We start from the raw sequence: 12327 nt of genomic DNA, 5'->3' as shown, positions 1-12327 counted from the left end.
GGTCACTGGTTCGATCCCAGTATCGACCACCGATACGAAGAAGGCCCGGAGGAATTCCTCCGGGCCTTCTTCGTCGTCTTCCCTCCGTGACAAGTCGCGCACGATGCGAACGGTAATCGTCCACTTACGATTTACTATCGCAACAACGGCAAGCGGAAACATGAGCAGCACTATGGACCTTGCGGGTGATCGTCGGTAGGCTCTGGCGCGTATCAGGCATCACGTTTAAGGATGAGTGACCATGAATGCAGCCGATGAGCAGGGCATGTCCGCATATGACCGCATAGGCGGCGCCCCCGCCGTCACCGAGGCCGTGGAGCGCTTCTACCGCCGCCTCCTCGCCGACGACGAGCTGGCCGGGTTCTTCACCGGCACCGACCTGGCCGTCCTCAAGCGCCACCAGGTCGCCCTGATCTCGCAGGTCCTCGACGGCCCCAAGAGCTACGCCGGGCGCGAGCTCGCCGAGGCCCACAAGGCCATGGACATCTCCGTCGGCCAGTACAAGGCGGTCGGCGCGCACCTCACCGCGGTCCTCGAGGAGCTCGAGGTCCCCCGCGACATCATCGACCACGTCGGCCAGGTCCTCGAATCGGTCGCACCCGACGTCATCGGCGCCGACTAGGCGCATGATCGACGCCGACCGGTTGAAGAAGAACTGGAGCCTGGTCGCCGCCCACGGCAACCAGGTCCCGCTGTACTTCTACTCGACCCTGTTCCTCACCCACCCCGAGACGCGCGACCTGTTCCCCATGAACATGGCCGCGCAGCGCGACAAGCTCGTGACCGCGCTGGGCGCCGTGGTCAGCAACGTCGACACCATCGACGCGGTCGTCCCCACCCTCCAGGCGCTCGGCCGCGACCACCGCAAGTTCGGGGCGCTGCGGGGCCACTACCCCGCCGTCGGCGCGGCGCTCCTGGCGACGCTCGAGCACTTCAGCGGCCCGCACTGGACGCCCGCGATCGCCGCGGACTGGACGGCGGCCTACGAGCTGGTAGCCGCGACCATGGCAGACGCCGCCGACGCCGCGGCCCACTACGCGCCGGCCTGGTGGGACGCCGAAGTCGTCGCCCACGACCGCCGCGACCTCGAGACCGCCGTCATCACCATCGACCCCGGCACGCGGCTCGACTACCTTCCGGGCCAATCGGTCTCACTGTGCACGAGCCTGCGTCCCCGGGCCTGGCGGCAGTACTCCCCCGCGAACGCGCCCCGCACCGACGGCACCGTCGAGCTGCACGTCCGCGCGATCGACGGCGGCGAGGTCTCGACCGCGCTCGTCTCCCTGCTCCGTCCCGGCGACACCCTCCGGGTCGGACCGGCCACCGGCACCGCGCTCACCTTGCGCCCCGGCTCGGGCCGGATCGCCATGATCGCGGGCGGCACCGGTGTCGCCCCCATGAAGGCCCTCGTCGAGCAGGTGGCCGCCGCGCCCCGGCCGACCAGCCTGTACTGGGGCGCCCGGAACCCGGCGGGCCTGTACTGCCTCGACCAGCTGCGGGCCCTCGCGGCCCGGTACGACTGGCTCGAGGTCGTGCCGTGCGTCGACGAGGACCTGTTCGGCGCCGGAGCCCGCGTGGGCGCTCCAGCGGACCTGGCTGTGGCGCAGGGGCGCTGCTCGGGCGCCGACGTGTACCTGTGCGGGCCGCCCGGGATGGTGGAGGCGAGCAGGAAGCACCTGGCCGGCGCCGGCGTCCCGGCGGAGGCCATCCACTTCGAGCCCTCGGGCGCGTGAGAGAGGACGTTCCAGCATGTACAGCTACCGTTCGCGCGAGGTGAAGGTCACCGTCGGGCAGGTCAACAACGCCAGGTTCTCGATGACGAGCCTGACCCGGCGCGGCTACCAGCCCGACGAGGTCCACCGCTTCCTGGAGCTCGTGGCCGACGAGCTCGCCAGCCGCGACCAGCGCGAGGCCGCGCTGCGGATCGACGCCGAGAAGCTGAAGGAGGCGCTGCGGTCCTGGCAGTCGCAGCAGAGCTCCCTCCGGCTGCAGGCGGCGGCCCCCACGACGCCGACCTCGACGGCCGTCAACCTGGTCTCGCAGGCGCAGCAGCAGGCCGAGGGCTACGTGAACCAGGCGCAGCACTACTCGCGCCAGATCATCGCCCAGGCGCGGTCCCAGGCCTCCGAGCTCATGCGCCAGACGCAGGCGCGCGCCAAGGACGAGGCGGACCGGGCGGTCGCGGAGTACCGGCGGGCCAACGAGGGCCGCCGCGACGCGGAGGCCGAGGACCGGATCAGGCAGCTGGTCCGGGCCCGCAGTTTCCTCGAGGCCGTGGAGGTCGCCGAGGAGCAGCTGCGCCTGACCCGCCAGGACCTCGAGCAGGAGGTGGCGAAGCTCCAGCGGGAGTCCTGAACCGCAGTTGAACGCGGCGTCCGTCCGGACGCCGCGTTCGCGGTCTCAGGGGCGGCGGGCGGCCCGCCATTCGGGGGCGAGGACGGCCCAGACCTCCATGTCGAGGCGTTCGCCGCGGTGGATGTAGGAGTCGCGGGCGACGCCCTCCCTGGTCATGGCGAGGCGCTCGGCGACGGCGATGCTGGGGGCGTTGCGGGTGGAGGTGCGCCACTCGACGCGGTGGATGCCGCGGACCTCGACCGCCCAGTCGATGATCGCGGTGACCGCGCGGGTGACCAGGCCTTTGCCGACGGCGGCGGGTTCGAGCCAGCAGCCTGCTTCGGCGGTCTCCATGTTGAAGTCCATGGTGCGGAAGAGGACGCCGCCGACGAGGACGTCGTCGAGCCACACGCCCCAGATGCGGCCGGTGTCGGCGGCGGCCTTCTCCGCGTAGGTCTCCAGGATGCGCCGCGCGGCGTCGAGGTCGGCGACCGCGTCGGCGAACCCCACGTGCCGCCCGATGAACTCGCGGCCCCGGTCCACGTTCGCGATGAACTCCTCGGCGAGGTCGGGGGTGAGGGGGCGCAGTTCCGCGCCGTCGCCCAGGGAAGTCTTGAACATGCGAATCAGATTAAGGTTTCGCGGGGCCGCGGAACTTTCGGGTGCCCCGCCTATCGCGCGGCGAGGTCGCGCGCCGGGAGTTCGGGGTCGGCCGAGTCGAGCGGGACGGCGGGCGAGCGGACGAGCCCGAACTGGACGCTCTGGCGTCGCAGGAGGGCGTCCAGGGCCCAGTCGACGGCGGTGCGGATCCGGTTCGCGGGCATGGCCATCAGGTGGTAGCCGCGGGTGACGACCTTGGCGGGCAGGCCCGAGAGCGGGACGCCGAGGGGTTTGGCGGCGGCCTGCCAGCCGCCGAGGTCGACGACGAAGCCGAGGTCGTGGTGTTTGTAGGGGCGGGCGGCCCCGTGGCCGAGCGAGGCGGCGACGTTGCGCGCGACCGCGTTCCCCTGGCGTTCGGCGTGCTGGCCGGTCATCGCGCAGAGCTCGCCGGGGCGGGTCAGGTCGGGCACGGCGGCGGCGTCGCCGCACGCGAAGATCTCGGGGTAGCCGGGCACGGCGAGGAACTCGTCGGTCTCGATGCGGCCGCGCAGGTGGGCGAGCCCGATGCCGGCGGCGACGGGGTCGGGCCGCACGCCCGCGCCCCACACGATCGTGCGGGTGGGCACGAACTCGCCGTCGGTGAGCAGGACGCCTTCGGCCGTCGCCTCCTTCACCGAGGTGCCGGGGCGCACGTCGACGCCGCGGCGGCGCAGGACCCGTTCGGCGGTGGCGGCCAGCCGCGGCGAGAGCTCGGGCAGGACGCGCGGGGCGAGGTCGAGCAGGAGCCAGCGCACGGGCTGGTCGCGCAGGGCCGGGTGGCGGCGGGCGAGGGCCCTGGTGAGGAGCTGCCCGGCGGCGGCGACCTCGGTGCCGGTGTAGCCCGCGCCGACGACGACGAAGGTGCAGCGGGCGGCGCGCTCGGCCGGGTCCGCGGCGGTGGCGGCGAGTTCGATCTGGCGGATGATCTTGTCGCGCAGGTAGATCGCTTCGGGGATGCCGCGGAAGCCGTGGCTGTGCTCGGCGACGCCGGGGATGGGGAGGACCTTGTTGACGCTGCCGACGGCGAGCACGAGCCGGTCGTAGGCGAGGTCGCCCGGGGTCTCCTCGGGGTCGCGGTAGTGGACGCGGCGGGCGGCGGTGTCGACGCGGTCGACGGTGCCGAGGACGAGGCGGACGCCGGGCAGGGTGTCGGTGAGCGAGACGGCGATCCGGCGCGGGTCGAGCACTCCGGCGGCCACTTCGGGCAGCAGCGGGAGGTAGAGCGAGTAGTCGGTGGGGTTGACGAGCACGATCTCGGCGCGGCCCTTGAGGCCCTTTGCGAGCTTGCGGGCGGCGTGGTACCCGGCGAATCCGGCTCCGACGATGACGACGCGTTGCATGGCTGACTCCTATCGGCGGGACCCATCGCTCACATCGGACTGTCGTCGTTGACGGTGGCGGGTGGTCTCGCTCTCGGATTCATTCTGCGCGCGCCGCAAGGGTTCCGGGTTCCCTCGCGCGGGGGAGGCTCCTCCCCTGCGCGAGGGGAACCCGGGTCAGGCCTTCCGGGCGAGGTCGATGCGCTCGGGCTGGGGCAGGAATCCGGCGGACTTGTACGTGGCGACGGCTCCGGTGAGGGTGGGGGGCGTGGCCACGATCGCGCTGGAGGCGCCCATGTCGCGCAGCGCGGCCGCCCCGGCGAGGCAGATGGCCTTGCCGTGGCCGCGTCCGCGGTGGTCCTCGTGGACGCCCATCGGCTCGACGACGCCGGGCCTGCCGGGTCCGGCGGACCAGACGGTGGTGAGCGCGACGGCGTCGCCCTTGTCGTCGAAGCCGATGAGGCAGCGCGCGTCCGCGTAGGCCGGGCCGGAGGCCATGGCGTGCCAGCGCTCCTCGTCGAAGCGGGAGCCCTCGAACGCGGCCCGCTGCAGTTCGGCCCGGAGGGAGGCCTGTTCGGGGCCGACCACTTCGATGCGCAGGCCGTGGGCCTCGACCGGGTCGGCGAGGCTCCGGAACAGGGGCGTCCAGGCCTCGTCCGCCTGCCAGCCGGCCGCCGCGAGCGGTTCGCGCAGGGCCGCGCCGTCCGGGATCTCGATGTTGGCGTCGCCTTCGGGGAGGACGCCGCGTCCGGGGTCGCCGATGTCGGCGGCCATCTGCCGCGCCAGGTCGGGGTCGTGCAGGTACTCCGGTGCGGTCGTCACGCGCAGCACGTCGGGGCCGTCGAGCATGCCGACGGCGAGGATGCGGCCGTCGCGGCTCCAGGTGCGGACTGCCGCGGCAGCCCTCTCGGCGCCGAGCTGCTGGTACCAGCCGAGGTCGCCGGGGTGGAGCTGCATCGGCGCGTCGTCGGACTGCCATTCGCGCAGCGCCGCGATCGCTTCGGCGGTGCTGTCAGGGGTATTCAGTTCGGTTTCCATGCACGCATCACACACGACCGCGCCGGTGCGGCGCAATCGGTTTTCGCGGTCCCGGCGCGGGTATCTTCGGCCCCGCAGGGATTCGACGAAAGGACGCCCATGGCGCTCATCCTGATCACGGGGGCCTCGACCGGGCTCGGCCTGGCGGCCGCGCGGACGCTCACGGCCCAGGGGCACAGCGTGGTCGTCCACACGCGAAGTCCCGACCGGCTGCCGGATCTGGCGCCGTACGCGTTCGTCCACGGGGACCTCTCGCACATGGGCGAGACGCTCTCGGTGGCCGGGCAGGCGGACGCGTTCGGGCGTTTCGACGCGGTCATCCACAATGCCGGGGTCTATCGCGATCCCGGTGCGCTGCAGGTGAACACGGTCGCCCCGTACCTGTTGACGGCGGCGATGGCGAAGCCGCGCAGGCTGATCTATCTGAGCAGCGGCTACCACCTGGACGGCTCGACGGACCTGGACGGGATCGACTTCGCGGAGACGCGGGTGCGGCCGGGCGCGTACGAGGACGCGAAGCTGTACGAGACGACGCTGGCGTTCGCGGTCGCGCGCCGCTGGGCGGACACGGTGGCGCACGTGGTCGACCCCGGCTGGGTCCCGACCCGCATGGGCGGCCCGGGCGCGCCCGGCGACCTCGAGGCGGGGCACCGGACCCAGGAGTGGCTGGCGACCGCGCCCGAGGAGGAGATCGTCCCGCGCACCGGCGGCTACTGGTACCACCGGAAGGTCAGTCGTTCGCATCCGGCGGCCTCGGACCCGGACTTCCAGCACGCGCTGCTGGAGCGGCTGGAGGCGCACACGGGGGTGAAGCTGGGCTAGCCGCGGTTGAGGCGGGCGGCCTGCTTGAGCAGGTGCATGTGCTCCGACATGACCACTGTGGACTCGGCGGCGGCCTTGTAGAGGCGGGCGGCCTCCTTCAGGTTCCCGGCGCGCTCGTGCAGGTACGCGGCGACGGCGTCGCGGCGCGGCAGGCCGGGGTCGAGCGCTTCGACCAGGCGCAGGCCCGCGAGCGGGCCGTCGACGTGGCCGACCGCGACCGCGCGGTTGAGCGCGACGACCGGGCTGCCCGGGGTGATCCGGTCGAGTTCGTCGTACCACTCGAGGATCTGCGGCCAGTCGGTCTCGTCGGCGGTGGCCGCGTCGTCGTGGAGCGCGGCGATCGCGGCCTGCGCCTGGTACTCGCCGAGCCGGTCCGCCGCCAGCGCGTGCTGCAGGAGGTCGACGCCTTCGGCGATCATCCTTGTGTCCCAGAGGGACCGGTCCTGGTCGGCGAGGGGCACGAGCTGGCCCGCGGCGTCGGTGCGGGCCGGGCGGCGCGCGTGGTGCAGCAGGAGCAGTGCGAGCAGGCCCGCGGCTTCGGGGTCGTCCGGGACGGACGCGACGAGCTGGCGGGTCAGGCGGATCGCCTCGGCCGCGAGGTCGGTGCCGCCCACGAACCCCTGGTCGAACATCAGGTAGAGCACTTTGAGGACGGCGCGCACGTCGCCGGGCCGCTCGAACCGCTCCCCCGCGAGCGTCCGCTTGGCGCGCGAGATGCGTTGCGCCATGGTCGCTTCGGGGACGAGGAAGGCGCGCGCGATCTCGGCGGTGGTGAGGCCGCCGACGGCGCGGAGGGTGAGCGCGACGGCCGACCCGGGCGAGAGCGCGGGGTGGCAGCAGCGGCTGAGCAGCAGGAGCGTGTCGTCGGACTGCTCGGCAGGGCCCGGCTCCGGTTCGCGGTGGACCGCGACCTCGCGCAGGACCCGGGCGGAGGCCGAGCGGCGCGCGTCCAGGAACTTGCGCCAGGCCACGGTGACGAGCCAGGCCTTCGGCTCGTCGGGGACCCCGCCGTCCCAGCGGCGCACCGCCTCGGCGAGCGCGTCCTGGACGGCGTCCTCGGCCGCCGCGAAGTCGGCTCCGCGGCGGACGAGGACGCCCAGCACTTGCGGGGTGAGGTCCCGCAGCAGGTGCTCGTCGATCATCGGCTGCCCACCGCGCCTATTCGACCGTCGGCGCTTCGCCGTAGAACGGCCGCACCTCGAGCCACTCGTGGATCGGCTTGCCGTCCTTGCCGGGGGCCGAGGAGAGGTACGCGGCGGCCTCGTAGGCGCGTTCCTTGGACTCGACGTCGATCGCCATCCACCCGGCGATGAGGTCCTTGGTCTCGGCGAACGGGCCGTCGGTGACGGGGGCCCGGCCCTCGCCGTCGTAGCGCACGAACTCGCCCTGCGGCGCGAGCGCCTGGGCGTCGACGAACTCGCCCCGCTTCTTGAGGTCCTCGATCATGTCGTTCATGAACTGGATGTGCGCGGTGATCTCCTCGGGAGTCCACTCGTCCATCGGCACGGCGTTCTCGTGCGGCTTCGGTCCGCCGCGGTAGTGCTTGAGAAGCAGGTACTTGGCCATGACGGCCTCCTTCGGTTCGGGCGGCTCGTTCGCCGCTGACAACCCTAGGACGGAGCCGCCCCGCGGTTCTCGACATCCCTGCGGAACTTTTCTCCAGTATTTTTTCGGGGGGCTGCCCCACCCCGGTCCGGGGGCCTCCGTTACTGCGCTTCACGGCCGTTCTCCACAGAATCAGAGAGGTCACCACCCCTCCGACGACGAAGGAGACCCGATGTCCCGCTTCAGGACCGACACCCCCGTCCTCACCCGCCGCGCCGTGATCGGCGCCGCCGCGGCGGCTGCCGCGGCCACTGCGCCCTCGGTCGCGCAGGCCACGAGCATCGCCTTCCTCGACCAGGACGCGGTTGACGCGGCGACCGCCCGGGTCGAGGCCGACCTCATCGCACTCCGCCGCGACCTCCACGCCCACCCCGAGGGCCCCGGCGAGGAGGCCCGCACGGCCGCCGTCGTCGCCGAGCACCTCGCGGCCGCCGGGCTCACCGTCACCACCGGCGTCGGCGGGCACGGCGTCGTCGGCGTCCTCAAGGGCCGCAGGCCCGGACGCACCGTGGCGTTCCGCGCCGACATGGACGCCGTCCCCGGCCAGGACCAGATCGGCGGCGCGACCGGACCGGAGCACCTGTGCGGGCACGACCTGCACACCGCCGTCGGCGTCGGGATCGCCCGCGTGCTCGCCTCGCTGCGCAACCGCCTGCACGGGACCGTGGTCTTCGTGTTCCAACCCGCCGAGGAGAGCCTCGCGGGAGCGAGGGCGATGCTCGCCGAAGGCGTGCTGGAGACCTACGGCTTCAAGGAGATCCACGCGTTCCACTGCGGGCCGTTCCCGGTCGGCACGTTCGGCGTCAACCCCGGGCTCGGCCTGCCGGGCCAGGACAGGGGCGCGGTCCACGTCACCGGAGCGGACGCGCGGGCCCGCGCGGCGGCGCTGGCCGAGGAGCTGAACGGGCTCTCCACGGTGCCATTGCCCGCCGACTCGGCGGACCTGGAGGCGCTGGTGGCGCACCTCCAGACCGAGGACGGGCCGCTCGCCGAGTTCGTGACGATGCGCGCGGGTGTCGCGGACGGCGCCGCCGACGACCGGGCCGAGGTGCGGGTGTCGTACCGGTGCTGGCCCGAGGAGCGGTACACGGAGGTCCGCGCCGAGGTCGGGCGGATCGCCGGACCGTACGGGGCCGTCGACTTCCCTGGGGACCCGTTCCCGGCGCTGGTGTGCCCCGAAGCGGAGTCGCACGCGTTCCAGCGGCACCTGCGCCGGGCCATGGGCCGCGACTCGGCGACCGTGCTGCACGCGGTGGTGCCGTTCAACGGAGAGGACTTCGCGCTGTTCGTCGACCGCGTCCCGGGAACGTTCACGTACCTCGGTGTGCGCGGCCCGGGCACCGACATCATGACCGCGTCGCCGCACTTCCCGCTGTTCGATCCCGACGAAGCGGCGATCGGCTTCGGCGTCCGCGCCATGGCCGGGTGGCTCGCCGAGCGCACCCGCTGCTGAGCGCAGTGCGGGGCCCGGCCGATCGGCCGGGCCCCGCACTGTTCGCTAGACCGCCGTCCAGCGGCTCTCGTTCCCGGCGCTCGCCTCGACCGCGGCGAGGACCTTCTGGACGCGCAGGGCGTCCGCGAACGACGGCGTCGGCTGCTCGCCGTTCGCGATGGCGCCCACGAGGTCGACGACCTGGTGCGTGAAGGCGTGCTCGTAGCCGAGGCCGTGCCCGACCGGCCACCAGTTGCCGGTGTACGGGTGCTCGGGCTCGGTGGCCTGGATGCGGCGGAAGCCCGCGTTGGGCTCCTCGGACGCGTCGTAGAACCACAGCGAGTTCATGTCCTCGAAGTCGAACGCGAGGGACGCCTTGGTGCCGTTGAGCTCCACGCGCATCGCGTTCTTGCGGCCCAGCGCGAACCGGGTCGCCTCGAACACGCCCACCGCGCCGTCGTCGAAGCGGGCGGTGAACATCGCGGCGTCGTCGACGGTGACCGGGCCCTTCGGGCCGTCCGCGCCGCCGGTGCCGCCCAGGCCCACGAAGTCGCCGCCGATGGGCCGCTCCTTCACGAACGTCTCCATGAGCGCCGAGACGCCGGTGATGTCCGCGCCCGAGACCCACTGCGCGGCGTCGATGATGTGCGCGCCGATGTCGCCGAGCGAGCCGGAACCGGACAGCGACTTGTCGAGCCGCCACGTCAGCGGCGCGTTCTCGTCGGTCAGCCAGTCCTGGAGGTACTGCGCGCGCACGTGCCGGATCGGGCCGAGCGCACCGGAGTCGACCAGGCGCTTCGCGAGCGACAGGGCCGGGGTGCGGCGGTAGGAGAACCCGCACATCGCGTACACGCCTTGGGCTTTCGCGGCCTCGGCGGCGGCGGTCATCCGCTCCGCCTCCTCGACCGAGTTCGCCAGGGGCTTCTCGCACAGGACGTGCTTGCCCGCCTCGAGCGCGGCGATCGCGATCTCGGCGTGCAGGTTCCCGGGGACGCAGATGTCGATCAGGTCGATGTCGTCGCGCTCGATCAGGCGCCGCCAGTCGGTCTCGCTGGAGTCCCAGCCGAGCTTCGACGCGGCGGCCGCGACCCGCTCGGGGTCGCGTCCGGCCAGCGCGGTCATGTTCGGCGCGAGCGGCAGGTCGAAGAAGCGGGGCGCGGTGCGCCACGCGTGCGAGTGGGCCGCGCCCATGAACGCGTACCCGATCATGCCGACATTGAGGGAATCACTCACTGCTGCGCTCCTCTTCAGCGCTCAGGGCCTCCCGCACGGAAGGCCACGATTTCAGTACGGCGAGCACCTCCGGGTCGCGCTCGGTCGCGAGCGCCGCGTCATAGGAGCGGTCGAGCACGTCGTCGATCGCGACCCGCCGCCCCTGTGCCGCGCTCTGCGTCGCGGCCTCGACCATAGCGAGGCTCATGACGTTGGCGTGCACGCGCCCCATCGGTTCCCGCCCTGTGCGCAGCGCGGTGACGAACTGCCGCAAGGAGCCCGCGATGTCGCGGCCGAGGTCTTCGCCGGGCTCGAAGGGCGCGTCGGGCGCGGCGACGGGGTCGCCCTCGCCGTCCCACAGGACCGAGCCGTGCTCGGCCGAGACCCGCCAGGAGCCGTTCCAGGAGGTCTCGTGGCCGGGGCTGCACCAGGACCCGTTGAACGTGAACCGGGCGCCGCCCTCCATGGCGAAGACCGCGTTCGCTGCGGCGTCGCCCTTGTACCAGCTCCAGGCCGGGTTGTACTCCTCGCACAGGACCGAGACGGGGTCGGCGTCGAGGAGGTAGCGGGCCATGTCGAACTGGTGGATGGCCATGTCGAGCAGGAGCGGGCTGGCCATCTCGTCGCGGAAGCCGCCGAAGTGCGGGGACTGGAAGAAGTCGACCGAGACGATCCCGACCGCGCCGAGCCCGGCGAGCCGCTGCTTGGCCTGGTGGAGCGCCGGGTGGTAGCGGCGGTTCTGGCTGACCATGAACAGCTGCCCGGTGAGCTGGGCGGCGGCCGCGAGCTGGAGGCCCTCGGCGACGGTGGCGGCGACCGGCTTCTCCCCCAGGACGGGCAGGCCCGCGCTGAGCGCGGCGATCGTGACCGGGTGGTGCGCTTCGGGAATGGTCGCGTTCACGATGGCGTCGGCGCCGGTGCGGCGGGCGACTTCGATCGCGTCGGTGCCCGTGGCGAGGCCTTCGATGCCGGTCTCCGCGGCGGCCGAGGCGGCGGCCTCGGGGAAGAGGTCGGCGATGCCGACGAGTTCGGCGCCGGGCTCGCCGATGATGTTCCGGTTCCAGGCCCGGCCCATCCCGCCCGCGCCCGCGACGACGAGCCGCAGGGGCCCTTCGGATGTGATCGTTCGGAAGCTCATCGTTCGAACGCCCCGCGGTAGCCCTGGCCGTTGAAGAAGTCGTCGGTGTCGTAGCGCAGCAGGGTCGGCGTCTCGCGCTCGCGGTCGGGGCGGGCCCACTCGACGCCGTTGGCGATCACGTGGTTGACGTCGGGGTGGTGGTACACCGGGAAGTCCTGGTCGCCGGGGCTGAAGTAGAAGATCCGGCCGAAGCCGCGGCGGTAGGTCATGCCGGAGCGGAAGACCTCGCCGCCGGTGAAGCCGGAGATGAAGATGAGCTCGTCGGGGGTCGGCACGTCGAAGTACTCGCCGTACATCTCCTGCTCGGGGATGACGATCGGGTTGGGGATGCCGCGCGCGATCGGGTGCTGCGGGTTGACGGTCCACACCAGTTCGCGGTCGTGCTCGCTGCGCCAGCGCAGCGTGCAGGTGGTGCCCATGAGCTTGGTGAAAATCTTGGACCAGTGCCCGGAGTGGAGCACGATGAGGCCCATGCCGGCGAGGACGTGGCGGTGCACGCGCTCGACGATCTCGTCCTGGACCTCGCCGTGCGCGGCGTGGCCCCACCAGATGAGGACGTCGGTCGCGTCGAGGACGTCGGAGGTCAGGCCGTGCTCGGGCTCGTCCTGGGTGTGGGTGGTGATGACGGCCTTGTCGCCGAGCCACGCGCTGATGCCCTTGGCGATGGCGCCGTGCATGCCGTCGGGGTAGCGCTCGGCGACGGAGGGCTCGACCTGCTCGTGCCGGTTCTCGCCCCAGACGACGACTCGGATCGGATCAGTGGTCATTGGTGTGTCTCCTTTGGTGGT

13 protein-coding genes are annotated in these 12327 nt (G+C 72.6%); 5 read left to right on the top strand and 8 right to left on the bottom strand.

Features of this window, described 5'->3' with window-relative positions; all coding sequences use genetic code 11:
• Positions 1-241: 241 nt before the first annotated feature.
• Genes ACGGCP_RS11245 through ACGGCP_RS11235 form a run of 3 tightly spaced genes read left to right on the top strand, consistent with a single transcriptional unit; the run spans position 242 to position 2355 of the window.
• Positions 242-622 (top strand): group 1 truncated hemoglobin, encoded by a 381-nt coding sequence (locus tag ACGGCP_RS11245; protein WP_392964311.1) that lies wholly within the window; start codon positions 242-244, stop codon positions 620-622.
• A 4-nt stretch (positions 623-626) separates the two neighbouring features.
• On the top strand, positions 627-1733 hold the full coding sequence (locus ACGGCP_RS11240; protein WP_392964308.1) for a globin domain-containing protein: 1107 nt from the start codon (positions 627-629) through the stop codon (positions 1731-1733).
• A gap of 16 nt (positions 1734-1749) precedes the next feature.
• Positions 1750-2355: a DivIVA domain-containing protein gene (locus tag ACGGCP_RS11235; RefSeq protein WP_392964305.1), complete on the top strand. Its 606-nt coding sequence runs from the start codon at positions 1750-1752 to the stop codon at positions 2353-2355.
• 45 nt (positions 2356-2400) lie between these two features.
• Here ACGGCP_RS11235 and ACGGCP_RS11230 read toward each other — a convergent pair whose 3' ends face one another.
• The 3 genes from ACGGCP_RS11230 to ACGGCP_RS11220 all read right to left on the bottom strand — a co-directional run bounded on the left by ACGGCP_RS11230 (position 2401) and on the right by ACGGCP_RS11220 (position 5330).
• Positions 2401-2955: a GNAT family N-acetyltransferase gene (locus ACGGCP_RS11230; protein WP_392964303.1), complete on the bottom strand. Its 555-nt coding sequence runs from the start codon at positions 2953-2955 to the stop codon at positions 2401-2403.
• A 50-nt stretch (positions 2956-3005) separates the two neighbouring features.
• Positions 3006-4313: an NAD(P)/FAD-dependent oxidoreductase gene (locus ACGGCP_RS11225; RefSeq protein WP_392964299.1), complete on the bottom strand. Its 1308-nt coding sequence runs from the start codon at positions 4311-4313 to the stop codon at positions 3006-3008.
• A gap of 156 nt (positions 4314-4469) precedes the next feature.
• The gene (locus tag ACGGCP_RS11220) at positions 4470-5330 is read right to left on the bottom strand and encodes a GNAT family N-acetyltransferase (protein WP_392964296.1); all 861 of its coding nucleotides are present in this window, start codon (positions 5328-5330) and stop codon (positions 4470-4472) included.
• Positions 5331-5429: 99 nt separating this feature from the next.
• Between ACGGCP_RS11220 and ACGGCP_RS11215 the strand changes: the two genes are divergently transcribed.
• Entirely contained in the window at positions 5430-6152 is a 723-nt protein-coding gene (locus tag ACGGCP_RS11215; protein WP_392964294.1) for an SDR family NAD(P)-dependent oxidoreductase, read from the top strand.
• On the opposite strand, the gene ACGGCP_RS11210 is transcribed toward ACGGCP_RS11215, so the two are convergent.
• Positions 6149-7291 carry an RNA polymerase sigma factor gene (locus ACGGCP_RS11210; RefSeq protein ID WP_392965084.1) on the bottom strand — a complete coding sequence of 381 codons (1143 nt, stop codon included), beginning with the start codon at positions 7289-7291 and terminating at the stop codon, positions 6149-6151. The genes ACGGCP_RS11215 and ACGGCP_RS11210 overlap by 4 nt on opposite strands.
• Positions 7292-7310: 19 nt before the next feature.
• On the bottom strand, positions 7311-7718 hold the full coding sequence (locus ACGGCP_RS11205; RefSeq protein WP_392964291.1) for a YciI family protein: 408 nt from the start codon (positions 7716-7718) through the stop codon (positions 7311-7313).
• Positions 7719-7929: 211 nt separating this feature from the next.
• On the opposite strand from ACGGCP_RS11205, the gene ACGGCP_RS11200 reads away from it, so the two are divergent.
• Positions 7930-9210 (top strand): M20 family metallopeptidase, encoded by a 1281-nt coding sequence (locus ACGGCP_RS11200; RefSeq protein WP_392964289.1) that lies wholly within the window; start codon positions 7930-7932, stop codon positions 9208-9210.
• Between the two features lie 45 nt (positions 9211-9255).
• Here ACGGCP_RS11200 and ACGGCP_RS11195 read toward each other — a convergent pair whose 3' ends face one another.
• The 3 genes from ACGGCP_RS11195 to ACGGCP_RS11185 are packed head-to-tail and all read right to left on the bottom strand — an operon-like array spanning position 9256 to position 12306.
• Positions 9256-10398 carry a Gfo/Idh/MocA family protein gene (locus tag ACGGCP_RS11195; RefSeq protein WP_392965081.1) on the bottom strand — a complete coding sequence of 381 codons (1143 nt, stop codon included), beginning with the start codon at positions 10396-10398 and terminating at the stop codon, positions 9256-9258.
• A gap of 16 nt (positions 10399-10414) precedes the next feature.
• The gene (locus tag ACGGCP_RS11190; RefSeq protein ID WP_392964286.1) at positions 10415-11539 is read right to left on the bottom strand and encodes a Gfo/Idh/MocA family protein; all 1125 of its coding nucleotides are present in this window, start codon (positions 11537-11539) and stop codon (positions 10415-10417) included.
• Positions 11536-12306: a ThuA domain-containing protein gene (locus tag ACGGCP_RS11185; RefSeq protein ID WP_392964283.1), complete on the bottom strand. Its 771-nt coding sequence runs from the start codon at positions 12304-12306 to the stop codon at positions 11536-11538. Before ACGGCP_RS11185 ends, ACGGCP_RS11190 begins: the two co-directional genes overlap by 4 nt.
• Positions 12307-12327 lie beyond the last annotated feature (21 nt).

Source organism: Glycomyces sp. NPDC048151 (assembly GCF_043202775.1).
Taxonomy (GTDB): Bacteria; Actinomycetota; Actinomycetes; order Mycobacteriales; family Micromonosporaceae; genus Glycomyces.
Note: the sequence above shows the minus strand (reverse complement) of the source record. Positions and strands in the feature narration are given on the sequence as shown.

Excerpts from the sequence above, each read along its gene's own strand:
- ACGGCP_RS11190 (WP_392964286.1), bottom strand. The coding sequence starts at position 11,539 with ATGAGCTTCCGAACGATCACATCCGAAGGGCCCCTGCGGCTCGTCGTC.
- ACGGCP_RS11230 (WP_392964303.1), bottom strand. The coding sequence starts at position 2,955 with ATGTTCAAGACTTCCCTGGGCGACGGCGCGGAACTGCGCCCCCTCACC.
- ACGGCP_RS11200 (WP_392964289.1), top strand. The coding sequence starts at position 7,930 with ATGTCCCGCTTCAGGACCGACACCCCCGTCCTCACCCGCCGCGCCGTG.
- ACGGCP_RS11195 (WP_392965081.1), bottom strand. The coding sequence starts at position 10,398 with ATGATCGGGTACGCGTTCATGGGCGCGGCCCACTCGCACGCGTGGCGC.
- ACGGCP_RS11225 (WP_392964299.1), bottom strand. The coding sequence starts at position 4,313 with ATGCAACGCGTCGTCATCGTCGGAGCCGGATTCGCCGGGTACCACGCC.
- ACGGCP_RS11185 (WP_392964283.1), bottom strand. The coding sequence starts at position 12,306 with ATGACCACTGATCCGATCCGAGTCGTCGTCTGGGGCGAGAACCGGCAC.
- ACGGCP_RS11220 (WP_392964296.1), bottom strand. The coding sequence starts at position 5,330 with ATGGAAACCGAACTGAATACCCCTGACAGCACCGCCGAAGCGATCGCG.
- ACGGCP_RS11205 (WP_392964291.1), bottom strand. The coding sequence starts at position 7,718 with ATGGCCAAGTACCTGCTTCTCAAGCACTACCGCGGCGGACCGAAGCCG.
- ACGGCP_RS11235 (WP_392964305.1), top strand. The coding sequence starts at position 1,750 with ATGTACAGCTACCGTTCGCGCGAGGTGAAGGTCACCGTCGGGCAGGTC.
- ACGGCP_RS11245 (WP_392964311.1), top strand. The coding sequence starts at position 242 with ATGAATGCAGCCGATGAGCAGGGCATGTCCGCATATGACCGCATAGGC.
- ACGGCP_RS11240 (WP_392964308.1), top strand. The coding sequence starts at position 627 with ATGATCGACGCCGACCGGTTGAAGAAGAACTGGAGCCTGGTCGCCGCC.
- ACGGCP_RS11215 (WP_392964294.1), top strand. The coding sequence starts at position 5,430 with ATGGCGCTCATCCTGATCACGGGGGCCTCGACCGGGCTCGGCCTGGCG.